Source organism: Hymenobacter cavernae (genome assembly GCF_014641455.1).
Lineage (GTDB): Bacteria > Bacteroidota > Bacteroidia > Cytophagales > Hymenobacteraceae > Hymenobacter > Hymenobacter cavernae.
This window is the reverse complement of sequence record NZ_BMHT01000001.1, coordinates 203360-217942: the sequence shown is the minus strand read 5'-3', so window position 1 is coordinate 217942 and position 14583 is coordinate 203360. Positions and strand designations below refer to the sequence as shown.

The following is a 14583-nucleotide window of genomic DNA, read 5'->3' as shown; positions in this document are numbered from 1 at the left end:
GCGTGTCAAGGGAATATTAAGGGCATAAGACGTTGGTGTTATGATTCTAACACTGTGGAGCTGGACAATAGCTAGGTTATAGGCATCTGCCAAGACACAGGCGAGCAGGAAAAAGCCGTCATCATGGCCTACATTCGCTAAGTGCTTAGGCAGTGTACCTAGGTTGGCTTTGCTGAAGTAGCAAGGTCAAGCTGCAACCTAGGTGCAGCGCCTCCGCTCAATTGCAGTCTTTCTTTGGTCTTTCTTTCTCTCACTTCTTTCCCCGGTTTTTTGGTGGTTAAACTTCGTACCCTCGCGACCTTTCTACTGCTGCTAACCTGGCAGACAGAACCCGCATCAGCCCAAAACACCCCAGCCGCCGACGCCGGTCCGCTACTCACGCCGGCTCAATTCCTAGGTTATCCGCTGGGTAGCCAGTTTACGCCGCACGCGCAACTGCTGCGCTACGTGGATCATATTGTGCAGCACTCGCCCGCCACCATGAAGCTGGTGCGTTACGGCGAAACCTACGAGCACCGCCCGCTAGAAGTGGTGCAGATTGCCACCGCCAACAACTTCACGCGTTTAGAAGATATTCGGCACAATAATCTGCGCCTGGCAGGCGTGGAAAGCGGCCAGGCAAACCGCCAAATGCCCGGCGTAGTGTGGCTCAGCTACAACGTGCACGGCAACGAAGCTGTGTCGTCGGAGGCGGTGATGCAGGTGCTGTACGACCTAGCTAATCCGCAAGACAAAGAGGTGCAGCAGTGGCTTCAGAACACCGTAGTGCTCGTGGACCCCTGCGTGAACCCCGATGGCCGCGACCGGTACTCGTCTTGGTATAATCGGGTGCGCAACCAGTCGCCAAACGCTTCGCCGTATTCGTGGGAGCACCACGAGCCTTGGCCTGGCGGGCGCTACAACCACTACTACTTCGATCTGAACCGCGACTGGGCTTGGCAAACACAGCAGGAAAGCCGCCAGCGTATTGCGCTTTACAACCAGTGGCTGCCCGAAGTACACGCCGATTTCCACGAGATGGGGCCCAATAACTCGTATTACTTCTCGCCGGCTGCCAAGCCTTTCCACGCTGACATCACGCCTTTCCAGCGCCAGTTTCAGAATATCATTGGCGAGTACAACGAGAAGGTGTTCGATAAAAACGGCTGGCTGTATTTCACCCGCGAAGTCTACGACCTTTTCGCGCCTACCTACGGCGACACCTGGCCGACCTTCAACGGCGCCATCGGCATGACCTACGAGCAGGGTGGGGGCGGACCAGCCGGCGTAGCCTACGCCCGCGCCGATGGCGACACACTGACCCTAGGTCAGCGCATTGCGCACCACGTAGCCGCTAGCCGCGCAACCATCCAAGCCACCGCCGAGCACCACGACGACCTGTTGCGGGAGTTTCAGAGATACTACGACGATGCCCGCACCAAGCCGAAAGGCGACTATAAATCATATGTAATGGCGGGCGCCAGCGACCCTGGCCAGCTCCGCGCTTTCACCCAGTACCTCGACCGCCAGCAGATTAAATACGGCTACGCGGAGAAGAAAATGAAAGTGCGGGCCTTTAACTACACGTCGGGCAAAGTGGAAGCGGTGCAGATCGAGCCACGCGACGTGGTGGTGAGCATGTACCAGCCGAAATCCACCTTGGTGAAGGTGCTGTTTGATCCAAAACCGCAGCTTGAAGATTCGCTCACGTATGATATTACGGCCTGGGCGTTGCCGTATTCTTTTGGCCTGAAAGCCTACGCGCTGCGTGAAAAGCTAGGTTCCTCGGCTACGGCACCGACACAAATCACCGTGAAAGGCAGCGCGGCCGCTACCGCCGAAAAGCCATACGCCTACCTGGCCCGCTGGAACAGCCTCCAGGATGTTCGTTTCCTGAGCCGCTTGCTCCAGCAGAACGTGAAGGTGCGCGTGGCTCAGGAGCCGTTTGAGGCAGAAGGCCAGAAGTACCAGCACGGCACGCTCGTGATTACGCGCACCGGCAACGAAAGCATGGGCGCGAAGTTCGATCAGCTCGTGCGGGCCCAGGCCGATTCGGCGGGCGTGGTGGTGCAGGCAGTGAAGTCCGGCTTTTCTACCACCGGTGGCGACCTAGGTTCGGAGTCGGTGCACTTCGTGAAGCGACCCAATGTGGCGCTGCTGGCCGGCCCCGGCGTCGACCCGACGGCTTTCGGCGAGGTGTGGCACTTCTTCGAGCAGCAGATCGGCTACGCCGTAACGGTGCTAGGTACTGACTACTTAAGCACGGTGCCGCTCGCCAAATTCGACGTGCTGATTCTGCCCGATGGCAACTACACCGACGTGTACTCGGAGCGCAATCTGGAAAACCTAAAGCAATGGATACGCAGCGGCGGCAAGCTTATCGCGCTGGAAGGTGCCTCACGCTTCCTGGCCAACAAGCGCGACTTTCTGCTCAAAACCAAGCCCGCCGATTCGACAGCTTTGAAAAAAGCTAGCCCCTATGCGCTGCTGAAACCTTACGGTGCCGCCAACCGCGCCGGCATTGAAGAGCGGGTGCAAGGCAGCATCTACCGCGTGCAGCTCGACAACACGCATCCGCTGGCTTTCGGCTACGGTAATACGTACTTTGCCCTCATCCGCGAGCCGCTGGGCTACCGCTTCCTCGGGGAAGGTGGCTGGAACGTGGGCGTCATCAAAAAAGGCAGCTACGCAGCCGGTTTCACAGGCACCAAGGCGCGCCAGCAGCTCACCGATACCTTCGTGCTAGGCACCCAAGACCTAGGTCGCGGCCAGGTGGTGTACATGGGCGATAATCCACTGTTCCGGGCCTTCTGGCAAAGTGGCAAGCTGCTGTTTGGCAACGCGCTTTTCTTTGTTGGTCAGTAACCTAGGTTCTTCCTGTTGCTAAACAAAAAGCCCCGCCAAAGTATTGGCGGGGCTTTTTACTGGGTGGGTAATACGGCTAGTAGACTAGTCTACTACGTCTTTTGCTTTGGTCTTAACGGCTTTAGCACCTTTCTTCACGGCTTTACCCGTTTTCTGGGCGCCTCTTTTTACGGCGTGTCCAGCTTTCTTGCCTGTTACTTTGGCGTCTTCCTTAGTTTCGTGGATCTTTTCGCCTGCTTCAGTGCGGCCGGTGCGGGTTTCCGTTTTCACGGTGCCATTATCACGAACGGTCGTAGTCGTTTTAGCGCCGGTAGCCGGATCTTGCGTGGTAGTAGTCTGCGCGAAGGCAGCGGTTGAGAAAGCTACTGCGGCGAGTAGCATGAGTGACTTTTTCATGAGATTGTTAGGCTAAGGGAGAGAACCTTTAGGCCCTTATACGCACCCCCTGAAAATGGTTGTATTAGCTCATCCGTAAAAGCGTATAATCACGGCAAAAGCAGCGAACTGTCGCCGTAGCTCAGAAAACGATAGCCGTGCTGAAGCGCATGGTCGTACACGCGCCGCCACTCCGCGCCAATCAGCGCCGATACGAGCAGCAGCAGCGTGCTTTCCGGCTGATGAAAGTTGGTAATCAGCCCTTGCACCACCCGAAACTGATAGCCCGGCGCGATAAGCAGCTGGGTAGTAGCCTGCAAGATATCGGTGCCCGTGGCCTCTAGGTGCTGAAGCAGCGCCTGCAAAGCCTCGGTTGTAGAGAGCGGCGGCAAGTCTTCGTAAGGTTGCCACTGCCCTACGTGCAAAGAACCTAGGTTGGCGGCCGGATTTTGCGCCAGCAAAGCCCCAAGCCAGTAAAGACTTTCCAGCGTCCGAAGGCTGGTAGTTCCCACGGCAATAACGGGCCCGCCGGTATGCGCCAGCAGCTGCCGCAACAAGCTGGCTTCCACGCTGATCGGCTCGCCGTGCATGGCATGGCCCGCCATCTGGTCGGCCTTCACCGGCTGAAACGTGCCGGCGCCAACGTGTAGCGTCACTTGCCCCTTGGTGATGCCGCGGGAAGCTAGGTCGGCAAATACGGCTTCTGAGAAGTGCAGGCCAGCGGTGGGCGCGGCTACGGCGCCTTCGTGGGCGGCGTATACCGTTTGGTAGCGCACGGCGTCCACATCCGTGTCGGCGCGGTTCAGGTAGGGTGGGAGGGGCAGGTGGCCCGCGGCTCGCAGCACCTCGGCAAACGGCAGCGCCGCCGGCTCCCAGCTGAACTGAATCAGGGCGTAGCCGTCGCCGGTTTCCAGGCGCTCAGCCGTGAGCAGCGCCTCTTGACCGTTGGCGGTGAAAGCAAGCGTAACCGGACCCGTTTTCCAGCGCTTGCCATTGCCTATCAGACACTTCCAGACGCAGCTGCCGGTCTGTTGCATGGCCGGCTCAATGGCGCGGTGCGGCGCTACCGGCTCCAGGCAGAAAAGCTCGACGATGCCACCCGTGGGCTTTTGGCAAAACAAGCGGGCGCGCACCACCTTCGTATCGTTGAAGATGAGCAGCGAGCTAGGTGGCAGCTCGTTGGGTAAGTTGTAGAAATGCCGGTCGGTGATTTCGCCGCGGCGCCACACCAATAAGCGCGATTGGTCGCGGGCAGAAAGCGGCTCGGCGGCAATGCACTCGGGCGGCAGCTGGTAGGTGAAATCGTGGATGGAAAGCTGGCGCGGATCAGGGAAAGCAGACATACCGCAAAGGTAAGGCTAGGTTGCGCTACTGCCGCCAGCCTCGACCTAGGTGCTTAGAGCTTGGTTTCCGCTTTGCGGAAGAACATGAGGTGCTGCTGCGGCAAAACTTCCACGCTCTTGTCGAACTCCAGCCCCACGGTTTCCATCTCTTTGCGCGCCTGCTCGATGCTCATCTTATGAATGCGCTTGATATGCACCTGCGGATCTTCGGCGCGGTATTCGGCCAGTACCACACGGCCTTCGGGGGTGAGAGACGTGCGGATGGCTTCCATCATCTCGCGCGGATGGTCAAATTCGTGGTACGCATCCACGATCAGCACGACATCTACGGCGCCGGCGGGCAGGTTGGGGTTTTTGGTGGTACCGAGCACCGGTTCCACGTTCTGCATGTTGTTGCGCTGCTTGTTTTCCTTCAAAGCGGCCAACATTTCGGGCTGAATATCAACCGCCAGCACTTTCCCTTTCGGCACCAGCGGACTGATGCGGAAGGAGAAGTAGCCAGTGCCCGCGCCAATATCCGCCACTACATCGTTTGGCTTCAGGTTGAGTTGCTGCAACAGCACGTCCGTACCTTCTTCCTCGTCGCGGTCGGAGCGCTCCAGCCAGCCCGAGCCTTCATGCCCCATTACGTGCGCAATCTGCCGACCCTGGTAGTACTTGCTGATGCCATTGGGGTCGGAAGCAGGGCGGAGCTCGTAGCCACTGGAGTCAGCAGGAGCTTCGCTGCGCGTCTGTTCACCGATGAAAGCTGCGCTGCTGCTTTCTGTTGGCGGTTGCGTACAGGCTACCTGCATCAGCAGTACGCCAGGAGCCAGAAAATGCTTTACGAACAAGGAAGAGCAACGCATAGATAAGTATTCACAAAAGCCTCCAAACTAAACAGCACTTGGCTTCGAAGGGTTCGGCAAAGCCCTGACCCTATTTGCTACAACGCAGGAGAAAGCCCTTTGCTTATACAGGCAAGCTAAAAAAGCTAGGTGGTAAATCAAGGCCAGAGCTAGGTGCTGATTCTCAAAGAGGTTCTGACAAAGAACATCTTCTGTGAGGCAGGTGCTGAACACTGCTAAATCAGATTATTACATTTTTACTGCCCTAAACTCCGGCCAACCTATACTTTTACGCGTATAGGGCACTGTTCAACCCAATCTTTTCACCTTTTTACTCTCTTCTTATGATGCCAAAAATCCACACGAAATGGCTTGGCTACATGACGTCGGCTGTACTTTTTGCCGCATCACTCACGAGCTGCAACCGCGCTGAGTATGCTATGCTGCCCAAAACGTCGTCGTACCACGGCACAGCTGCCAACCGCGCTGTAGCAGTGGCCCCCGTAGCGCCCGCCCCAGTAGAAGCTGCTCCCGTTACTACGCCTGAAGTTAGCACTCCACAGGCTGCGCCGGCCGTAGTTGCTCAAGCTCCAGCAGTTCCCGCTAAAGTTGCTGCTCCTGTAGCGCCTGCTGCTACCACTGCCAAAGCGGAAGTTGCTAAGCCAGCCAAAGCTGTCAAGCTAAACATCGTGCAGAAAGCTATGGTGCAGAAGGTGATGAAGAAGGCTGATAAAGTAGCTTCAAAGATGCAACTCAAGCAGCGCACCGAAACTGCTTCGACGGATGATGCTAACGCACTCAGCCGCAACATCAAGCTAGGCATTGTATTGCTGTTAGTGGGTATTTTGCTAGGGATATTTGGTGGCATTATCGGCCTGCTTGGCGCTATTCTCGCCATCCTAGGTATCGTGCTCATTATCCTAGGCATTTTGGACGAGGTATAAGCGTCTATAATGCAATAAAAAAGCCCGACCATCATGCATGATGGTCGGGCTTTTTATTTTAAACCTAGGTTTTACATCGGGTCCACGTCGGCTACCAACCTAGCCTGTTTAAACTCTTTTTGATCTTTGACCACGTTCATCGCCTCGCAGATTTGCAGCTTAGCCTGCTTGAGCACCGTGTGTTCCCGATCAAGCTTAATCGTGATTTCCTGCAAGTAGAAGTTGCGGATGCGGAAAATATATGGCGCTTCCGGCCCCAGCACCGCCTCCCGACCTAGCCTCGCCACCAGTTCCTGGGTGAGCAGAATGGCCGCCTGTTCACCTAGGCTTTGGTCCATATGCTTCACCGTCATTCGGATGACCCGCATAAACGGCGGAAAGCCATATTCGCGTCGCTGCGTGATTTCGTAATCGTAGAATTCGAGGTAATCGTTGCGGATTACTTTGTCGAAAATCACTTGCTGCGGGTCGGCGGTCTGGATGATAACCTTGCCTTTCTTGCCCTTGCGCCCGGCGCGCCCGCTCACCTGCACAAACATCTGAAACGCCCGCTCGTGCGCCCGGAAATCGGGGTAGTGAATGATGCTGTCGGCATTGATGATGCCGACCAGACTCACATTGGCAAAGTCTAGGCCTTTGGTCACCATCTGGGTGCCAACCAGCACGTTGGTCGTCTGCTTCTCGAAGTCGCTGATGATTTGCTGGTACGAGTTCTTGGCGCGGGTGGTATCCAGGTCCATGCGCTGCACGTTGGCAGCCGGCAGCATAATCTTGAGGTCGTCCTCGATCTTTTCGGTGCCAAATCCTACCGTTTTCAGGTTGCGCGAACCGCACGCGGGGCACTCCACCGGCATGCGGTCGGCGTAGCCGCAGTAGTGGCATCGCAGCTCGTGGCTGTGCTTGTGGTAGCTCAGACTAACGGCGCAGTTCTTACACTTCGGAATCCAGCCGCAATCCAGGCAATTGATAAAAGGCGAGTAGCCGCGCCGGTTTTGGAACAGAATAACCTGCTCCTTTAGGCTGAGCTTGGTTTCGATTTCCGTCAGCAGCTCGGGCGTGAAGTGATTATGCATCTTCTTCGCCTCGCGCGACTTACGCGTATCAACCAGCTCAATTTCAGGCAAACCGGCTTCCCCGAAGCGTTTGGTAAGCGTAACTAACCCATAGCGCCCGGCGCGGGTTTGGTAGTAGGTTTCAACGGCCGGCGTAGCCGAACCTAGCAACGTTTTGGCCCCTTGATAATTAGCCATCATCAAGGCTACCTCGCGGGCATTGTAGCGCGGGGCCGGCTCGTACTGCTTGTAGCTCGACTCGTGCTCTTCATCCACAATGATAAGAGCTAGGTTGTCGAAGGGCAGAAACACGGCCGAGCGCACGCCCACCACCACCTGAAAGCGCCCCGATAGCACGCCGTTCCACACTTCTACCCGCTCGTTGTCGGAGAACTTGGAGTGGTAGACACCTAGCCTTGACCCAAACACGCGCATCAGGCGTGTTACGATCTGAGCCGTGAGGGCAATTTCCGGGAGCAGGTACAGCACCTGCCCGCCGCCTTCCAAGGCCTTGCGAATCAGATCAATGTAGATTTCAGTCTTGCCTGCGCCCGTTACACCGTGCAGCAGCACGATGTCTTTCTCCCCGAAGAGGTTCAGGACTTCGTCGCGGGCGGCGGTTTGGGCTTCGCTGAGCGCGAAGTGCAGCTTGGCTTCCGGCTCATCTTCCAACGGAAAGCGCGACACAATCACGTCGAATTGCTCCAAAACGCCATTTTTGATGAGCGTATTGACGGCAGAAGGGGAGAGGTGCGGACTGCTCGTGAGATACGCTTTTTCCAGCCCCTTGTGGTTGGCGTGAATATTCTGGTACACCGGCACGCGCTGCAAGTAGCGCATCAGCACATCAAGCTGTTTGGGTTTGGAAGCTAGCTTTTGGAACAGTTCTTCGAGCACACCTTCCTCCACAAAGTGATGCGCCAGGTGCACCTTCTTCACCACTTTCGGCGTGTACTTATCAGCCAAGTGCTCAAACAGAAAGATGACGTCTTTCTGAATCAGGCTTTTAATTACCTTATGAAAGCTGCTGATACCCAGTAGGTCGCCTACTTCCGTAAACGTAAGCGACTTGCCATCTTCCGAAGCCAGAATGCTCACGATGCGCTCCTCCTGCTCCGACAGCGGGTACGGATTTTCCTCCGCTACAAAAGCCGGGTGCAACTGAATGCGCGACTCCGAGCTAAGCTTCAGCGCCGAGGGTAAGGCCGCGTTGATCACCTCTCCGAGGGTACACATGTAATAGTCAGCCATCCAGCGAAACAGCTTCAGCTGCGGCTGCGTGACGACCGGCGCATCATCAATGAACTCTAGAATATACTTGGCCTGGTACTGCTTAGGCGGTGTTTCGTGCACGGCCGCCACAATGCAGCTCAGCGTTTTCTTGGCACCAAACTGCACAATCACGCGCCCTCCAATCACGACTTCGTCGTTCATTTCGTAGGGCACGCGGTAGGTGTAGAGCTTGGGCAGCGGCAACGGCAGAATCACGTCGACGAAAAGCGTGATGCGGTCCGTCGCCGTGGCTTCCGGCAAAACAAAGTCAAAAGAGAGGCTCAAGGGAAAGAATACTGTCGGGCGAACCGTAAAGATAACACGAATGGAGCGGGCAACCGGAGCCATGCGCCTCCAAATGTGCGCCGCGCTACAGTTGGGCCAACGCCTCCGTTACCGTATGCACCGGCCGTTGGCAGGCCCGGTTAAAGCAAACATAAATAGTGGTCTGATCGTTTTGAGCCGCACGCTGTTGAAGCAACGGCAAGCCGCTGCTGCTAGTCGTGCCGGCCACTACGGCATTGGGTAAAAAGTACTGTTGCAGCTCGTGGCGCATGGTTTCTGCCGCTGGCCCTACAATGGCAATTTCCGCGGCCGGCTTCAGTAAAGCGGCGTACAAGGAAGCCCAATTGGTAAGGTGCTGTGGCTCTTTCACGGCTAGTTCCTGCACCTGCCGGAGCATCGTAGAAGCTAGCTCCGCGTAGCGGGCATTTTCCAGGTGCAAACCCAGGCGGTGCAGGTTGTGCGCCATTACCGAGTTAGAGCTAGGTATCACATTATCAAACAGCTCCTTCTTGCGGGCAATCAGTGCTTCGCCGGTCGCGTCGGTATAGAAAAACTGGTTTTCCTGCGGGTCAAAGAAGTTCGCCAGCACATATTCCGTCAGCGCTTCCGCCTCGCCCAGCCATTGCTCCTCGAAGGTAACTTCGTAGAGCTGCGTGAAGGCTTGGATGACTAACGCATAATCCTCCAGAAAGCCCGCGATGGTAGCGCGACCATTCTTATAATTACGCCACAGGCCGACACCGTTGCGCAGCTTCTCCTGAATAAATTGGGCGTTTTGTAAAGCTAGGTCAAGGAACGCTGCTTCGCCAAAAGCCCGGTAAGCGTCTATCAATCCGTTTAGCATTAGGGCGTTCCAACCAGCCAGGATCTTGTCATCAAGGCCGGGTCGTACGCGGTTTGCTCGCGCCTCCATGATTTTCTCCTTCCAATCGCGCACGAGTTGCGTCACAACTTCCGGGGCTAGCTCATGCTCCTCGGCAAACTCCGCATCTGTCTGCCGCCGATGCAGAATGTTGCGGCCGTGCTCCCAGTTACCTAGGCTGTTGCAGTTATAATAGCTGGAAAAAAGTGCCTCCTCATCGCCGAGCAGCTCACCTAGCTCTTCTTTGGTAAACACGTAAAACTTACCTTCCTCGCCTTCACTATCCGCATCCAACGACGAATAGAAGCCGCCTTCCGGGCTGGTCAGCTCACGTTGCACAAAGGCTACCGTGTCATACACTACCTCCCGAAACAGATCATTTCCTGTTACTTGATATGCTTCGGCGTACAAGCTCACAAGCTGGCCATTGTCGTAGAGCATTTTCTCGAAGTGTGGTACCAGCCACTCCGCATCAACCGAGTAGCGCGCAAAGCCACCACCAATTTGGTCGTACAAGCCGCCCCAAGCCATTTCGCGGAGTGTAAGTATGGTTTGATCCAGCACTACCTGGTTGCCGATTAGGGCGTGGCAGCGCAGCAGGAAGCGCCAGATGCTGGGCATTGGGAACTTCGGCGCGCGGTTCATGCCACCTAGGTCCCGGTCGAAACGCCCACCTAGGTTATTGACCAACAGGCTAAACTCCTCGTCCGACAAACCTAGGTCTGGGCCTTGAGAGCTATATTTCTCTAAGTCACTGGCCCGAAGCACGCGGGCAAACTGCTCCGCCGATTCGTCCAGCTCCGCCCGGTGCTCACCCTGATACGCCTCGCCAATGCTCGTTAGCAGCTGCACCCAATTGCGGGGCGGGAAGTAAGTGCCGCCGTAGAATGGCTTCGCATCCGGGTTCAAAAACACGTTCAGCGGCCAGCCGCCCTGTACACCCATCGCCTGCACGGCGTCCATGTACACCTGGTCGACGTCCGGTCGTTCTTCCCGGTCTACTTTGATGCACACAAAATGCTGGTTCATCACCTCCGCGATACGCTGATTCTCAAACGATTCACGCTCCATTACATGGCACCAGTGACAAGCCGCGTAACCAATGCTCACCAGAATCGGTTTTTGCTCTGCTTTGGCGCGGTCCAAAGCTTCTTCTCCCCACGGATACCACATCACTGGGTTATGCGCGTGTTGGAGCAGGTAAGGACTGGTTTCGTCGATTAAACGATTCGTGAAACTTGATGCAGAAGTAGACATGAGAACAAAGAGCTAGCTTGAAAAAACAAAACCCGGCCAGAGCAGCCGGGTTTTGTTTTACGTAGGAGGTGTCGATTCGTCAGTTTTCGCGGGCTTCTTGCGCGGTGGACGGCCGCGCCGCTTCGCCGCGACAGCAGGTGCCGTTGGTACATCATTAGGATTAGCTTCAGCTACGGGCGCAGGCTCAGGAAGCGGCTGAGACTCAACTGCTGCTGGCGCTGGTGCTGTCACGGCGGGTGCTTTGCGGCGAGTGGTGCCAGCGGAGCTAGCTTTCGCCGTTTTAGAAGCCGTGTTAGTCGCAGCTTTTGCTGACTTACGGCCGCTTTTTGCCTTCAGAATCTGCCCTGCCGTGCGTCCTTTGCGAGCTCTAGGGGCAGTTGGCACGGGTTCATCTGTCGTTTGCAGGTCGGCAGTGTTCGGTTCATCATCCGAAGGAGTAGCCGAATCTTCCGTTGGTTCGGATGCTTCTGCTTGTGAAGTGACAACGGATGCAGGAACAGACTCCAACTCAGGTTCTGAAGCTAGCTCAGGCCTAGGTTCCGACTCATGCGCTGGTTGAGGAATCTCCGTTACTTGGTTTTCAGCAGACGGTAACTCAACCGACTCAGGCGTGCTTTCAGCGGTGGCATTTTCAGCAATAAGTGCCACTGGCTCCGCTGATGGTAATAGTAGCTGAGCTTCAGGAGTAGCCAGCGCTGCGAGCTGAGCTGCTTTTTTGCGGGCTGTTCGTTTAGCTCCACCTCTTGAACGACGCTTTTTCTTCAACGAAGCAGGCGCCGCTTCTGCCGTCTCCGTAGTTGGCTGCGCTTCTATTGCTGGTTCTTCGGCTATAAAGGTTTCCTCTTCTTCATCTTCCTCAACCACTTCCGTCATCAGTGGCTGCTCTTCAGGAGTCACGGGAACAGCAGTTCTTTCGGCTGCACCGATGTCAATGCGTTCCTCATCGTCTTCCTCCGGCTCGGGAAGCACCACAGGCTTAGGAGTCGGCAACGCTTTTAGTCGCTGCTCCACCTCGCGTATCTCAGCGCGTAAGTCGGCCTGAGTAGACAGGCGCTGCAAACGACCGAGTGTATTTTCCAGAAATTGCCGATACTCGGGTGCACTCGGGTAAAGCGGTCGGTGCGATAAGGCTTGCCGTACTGATTCCCATTCTTTCCGGAAACGACCAAAATCGGCGTCAAAATACGTTCGTGTGAATCGCTCCCAGATATAATTATCCGCTACTTCAGAAGGATGCAGCATGTCAGCCGCGTAGAAGCGATAATCACGCAGATCATCCAACAACAGCTCGTACGCCGGGAAATAAGCTACATCGGCAAGCAGTTCGCTCAAGTAATGGCACGCAACTCTCAACACTGATTTGCTTACGGCATTTAGCGGCAATGTGTCCTTCAAATGCCGTACCGGGCTGACAGTCAAGATAAACCGAAGCTTCGGATTCTGTAGCCGCAGAAAGGCGTGGGTTTCTGCCACCGCATTAATAATCTCGTCCGGCGTCAGCAATTCTTTCTCAAAGCGCTCAGCCGGAATCTTGTGGCAATTGCTTACAAGCTCCTGCGTTTCCAGCAGCCGGTACGCAAAAGCAGAACCTAGGGTAAGCACAACGACATCAGCCGTGCGCACGAAGTCGCCGGTTTGCTGCACCAACTCCTGAATATGTTGCAGCAACGCAACGGGTGAGTCGGCACCGATGGTAGCATGCAAGTCATAGCTCTGCCACCTGCCGCGTGCTTCCACTAGGTGTTGCTGCCAGTCCACTTCTTCCCCGACAGCGGCCCGTAGTAGCTTGCAAGCGGATAAAGGGTTGAATACAGTGCCAAAGGGATTAACCAATGTCTGCACTTTCGCGTCCGCAAGTCGATTGCCAATTGCATCGGAAAAGCAGGAGCCTACAGTGAGGATGCGTGCTGATGCGGGCAGCGGGTGCGGGTGTGCAATAAAAGGAATTTCGGTGCGAAACATTCTAACTAAATACGGCCGCGACTGGACAAGGAACAAGCAACCTACTGAACTCTGTGCGTTTAGCCAAACCCAAACCTAGGTCTTCGCCTACTCAGCTAACCTGTTGATTACCGAGCAAACCACGTAGTTGAACAAGGACTTGAACGAAAGAAGTTACAATTTCAACAAAAAAGCCCAACCACTCGCGTGATCGGGCTTTTAACTTAAGCAATGCGAACTATTCAGCTACTACATTAAAGCGCACCTGGTGCTTCACTTCTTTGTGCAGGTTGATAGTAGCAGTGTACTCACCAGCAGTTGAAGGCTCTTGATCGAAGGAAATGCGCTTACGATCTACTTCAATGCCTTTCGCTTTGAGTGCCTCGGCAATTTGCAGCGTAGTTACACGACCGAAGATCTTACCGGTTTCGCCTACTTTAGCCCGAATCTCTAGTACTGCTTCACCGATCTGGTTAGCAATGTTTTGTGCGTCAGTTTTTATTTTTTCTGCTTTGTGAGCAGCCTGGCGTACGTTTTCAGCTACAATTTTCTTGTTAGCCTTGTCAGCCAGAACCGCAAGGCCCTGTGGCAACAGGTAGTTACGGCCATAACCAGGCTTTACCGTCACGATATCGTTCTTGTAACCTAGGTTCTTTACGTCGTCTTTCAGAATTACTTCCATGTCTTTATCTAGTATTGAGTAGTGAGTAGTAGGTATTAAGTAAGCATAGAAGAAAACTTTCTGATTGCCTCACTACTCAATACCAACTACTCAATACTAACTAATGTCTATTTCAGCGAGTCAGTTACGTAAGGCATCAACGCCAGGTGACGGGCTTTGGCCACGGCTTGCGCTACTTTGCGCTGAAACTTCAGGCTGGTACCCGTGATACGACGGGGCAGTACGCGGCCTTGCTCGTTCACGAACTTCAGCAGGAAGTTCGGGTCTTTGTAGTCGACGTACTTGATGCCGTTCTTCTTGAAACGGCAATACTTTTTGCGAGTATCCTGTTTGTGGATTTTTTCGTTAGCTAGGCTCATCTTCTTACTGGGCTACGGCGTCCGATTGTTTTTGGGCTTTCTGCTGGTTCATCTCACCGTTGCGGCGACGCTGGTTGTAAGACACGGCGTGCTTATCAAGCACCGTAGTCAAAAACCGAATGATGCGCTCGTCACGGCGGAATGCCAGCTCCAGCTGGTCAACTACGTTGCCAGCGCCAGTGAACTCGATCAGGTGGTAATATCCGGTCGATTTCTTCTGAATCGGGTACGCCAATTTCTTGAGGCCCCAGTTTTCAGTGTTGATGATGTCGGCGCTATTTTCCTTAAGCACCTGCGAGAACTTCTCGATCGTCTCTTGCACCTGAGCCTCGTTCAGCACGGGGGTCAGAATGAAGACCGTCTCGTAATTTCTTACTTCCATTAGACGGGATGAATAAAATTAAGTGAAAACTAAATGAGGCGGCAAAGGTACTACTTCTATTGCTCATGACAAACATATTGGTTTAATTAGTTCATACTCAATCAGCAGAAGTAATAAGACTAGATTGAAGTATAGGGCTTTCGTAAAAACTTGGTTCA

11 protein-coding genes are annotated in these 14583 nt (G+C 54.9%); 2 read left to right on the top strand and 9 right to left on the bottom strand.

The genetic code is table 11. The features are described 5' to 3' along the window. Positions 1–273: 273 nt before the first annotated feature. The gene (locus tag IEX74_RS00890; protein WP_229755110.1) at positions 274–2844 is read left to right on the top strand and encodes a M14 family metallopeptidase; all 2571 of its coding nucleotides are present in this window, start codon (positions 274–276) and stop codon (positions 2842–2844) included. Positions 2845–2928: 84 nt separating this feature from the next. On the opposite strand, the gene IEX74_RS00885 is transcribed toward IEX74_RS00890, so the two are convergent. The 3 genes from IEX74_RS00885 to IEX74_RS00875 form a co-directional block, all read right to left on the bottom strand. Further along, positions 2929–3240, bottom strand: a complete 312-nt coding sequence (locus IEX74_RS00885; RefSeq protein ID WP_188810042.1) for a hypothetical protein — start codon at positions 3238–3240, stop codon at positions 2929–2931. Between the two features lie 89 nt (positions 3241–3329). Further along, positions 3330–4562, bottom strand: coding sequence for an S-adenosylmethionine:tRNA ribosyltransferase-isomerase (locus IEX74_RS00880; protein WP_188810041.1), 1233 nt, complete (start codon positions 4560–4562; stop codon positions 3330–3332). Between the two features lie 53 nt (positions 4563–4615). After that, positions 4616–5410: a class I SAM-dependent methyltransferase gene (locus IEX74_RS00875; protein ID WP_229755065.1), complete on the bottom strand. Its 795-nt coding sequence runs from the start codon at positions 5408–5410 to the stop codon at positions 4616–4618. A gap of 323 nt (positions 5411–5733) precedes the next feature. Between IEX74_RS00875 and IEX74_RS00870 the strand changes: the two genes are divergently transcribed. Next, positions 5734–6333: a hypothetical protein gene (locus IEX74_RS00870; RefSeq protein WP_188810040.1), complete on the top strand. Its 600-nt coding sequence runs from the start codon at positions 5734–5736 to the stop codon at positions 6331–6333. A 71-nt stretch (positions 6334–6404) separates the two neighbouring features. Here IEX74_RS00870 and priA read toward each other — a convergent pair whose 3' ends face one another. The 6 genes from priA to rpsF form a co-directional block, all read right to left on the bottom strand. Then, on the bottom strand, positions 6405–8942 hold the full coding sequence (gene priA / locus IEX74_RS00865) for a replication restart helicase PriA (protein WP_229755064.1): 2538 nt from the start codon (positions 8940–8942) through the stop codon (positions 6405–6407). Between the two features lie 85 nt (positions 8943–9027). Next, positions 9028–11061: a thioredoxin domain-containing protein gene (locus IEX74_RS00860; protein WP_188810038.1), complete on the bottom strand. Its 2034-nt coding sequence runs from the start codon at positions 11059–11061 to the stop codon at positions 9028–9030. A gap of 57 nt (positions 11062–11118) precedes the next feature. Then, positions 11119–13023 (bottom strand): GSCFA domain-containing protein, encoded by a 1905-nt coding sequence (locus IEX74_RS00855; protein WP_188810037.1) that lies wholly within the window; start codon positions 13021–13023, stop codon positions 11119–11121. Between the two features lie 217 nt (positions 13024–13240). Beyond that, entirely contained in the window at positions 13241–13684 is a 444-nt protein-coding gene (gene rplI / locus IEX74_RS00850) for a 50S ribosomal protein L9 (protein ID WP_188810035.1), read from the bottom strand. Between the two features lie 107 nt (positions 13685–13791). Then, positions 13792–14043, bottom strand: coding sequence for a 30S ribosomal protein S18 (rpsR, locus tag IEX74_RS00845; protein WP_086593116.1), 252 nt, complete (start codon positions 14041–14043; stop codon positions 13792–13794). Positions 14044–14047: 4 nt separating this feature from the next. Then, positions 14048–14425 carry a 30S ribosomal protein S6 gene (rpsF, locus tag IEX74_RS00840; protein WP_188810033.1) on the bottom strand — a complete coding sequence of 126 codons (378 nt, stop codon included), beginning with the start codon at positions 14423–14425 and terminating at the stop codon, positions 14048–14050. Between the last annotated feature and the right edge of the window lie 158 nt (positions 14426–14583).

Excerpts from the sequence above, each read along its gene's own strand:
- IEX74_RS00880 (WP_188810041.1), bottom strand. The coding sequence starts at position 4,562 with ATGTCTGCTTTCCCTGATCCGCGCCAGCTTTCCATCCACGATTTCACC.
- IEX74_RS00855 (WP_188810037.1), bottom strand. The coding sequence starts at position 13,023 with ATGTTTCGCACCGAAATTCCTTTTATTGCACACCCGCACCCGCTGCCC.
- rpsF (WP_188810033.1), bottom strand. The coding sequence starts at position 14,425 with ATGGAAGTAAGAAATTACGAGACGGTCTTCATTCTGACCCCCGTGCTG.
- IEX74_RS00875 (WP_229755065.1), bottom strand. The coding sequence starts at position 5,410 with ATGCGTTGCTCTTCCTTGTTCGTAAAGCATTTTCTGGCTCCTGGCGTA.
- IEX74_RS00870 (WP_188810040.1), top strand. The coding sequence starts at position 5,734 with ATGATGCCAAAAATCCACACGAAATGGCTTGGCTACATGACGTCGGCT.
- IEX74_RS00885 (WP_188810042.1), bottom strand. The coding sequence starts at position 3,240 with ATGAAAAAGTCACTCATGCTACTCGCCGCAGTAGCTTTCTCAACCGCT.
- rpsR (WP_086593116.1), bottom strand. The coding sequence starts at position 14,043 with ATGAGCCTAGCTAACGAAAAAATCCACAAACAGGATACTCGCAAAAAG.
- IEX74_RS00860 (WP_188810038.1), bottom strand. The coding sequence starts at position 11,061 with ATGTCTACTTCTGCATCAAGTTTCACGAATCGTTTAATCGACGAAACC.
- rplI (WP_188810035.1), bottom strand. The coding sequence starts at position 13,684 with ATGGAAGTAATTCTGAAAGACGACGTAAAGAACCTAGGTTACAAGAAC.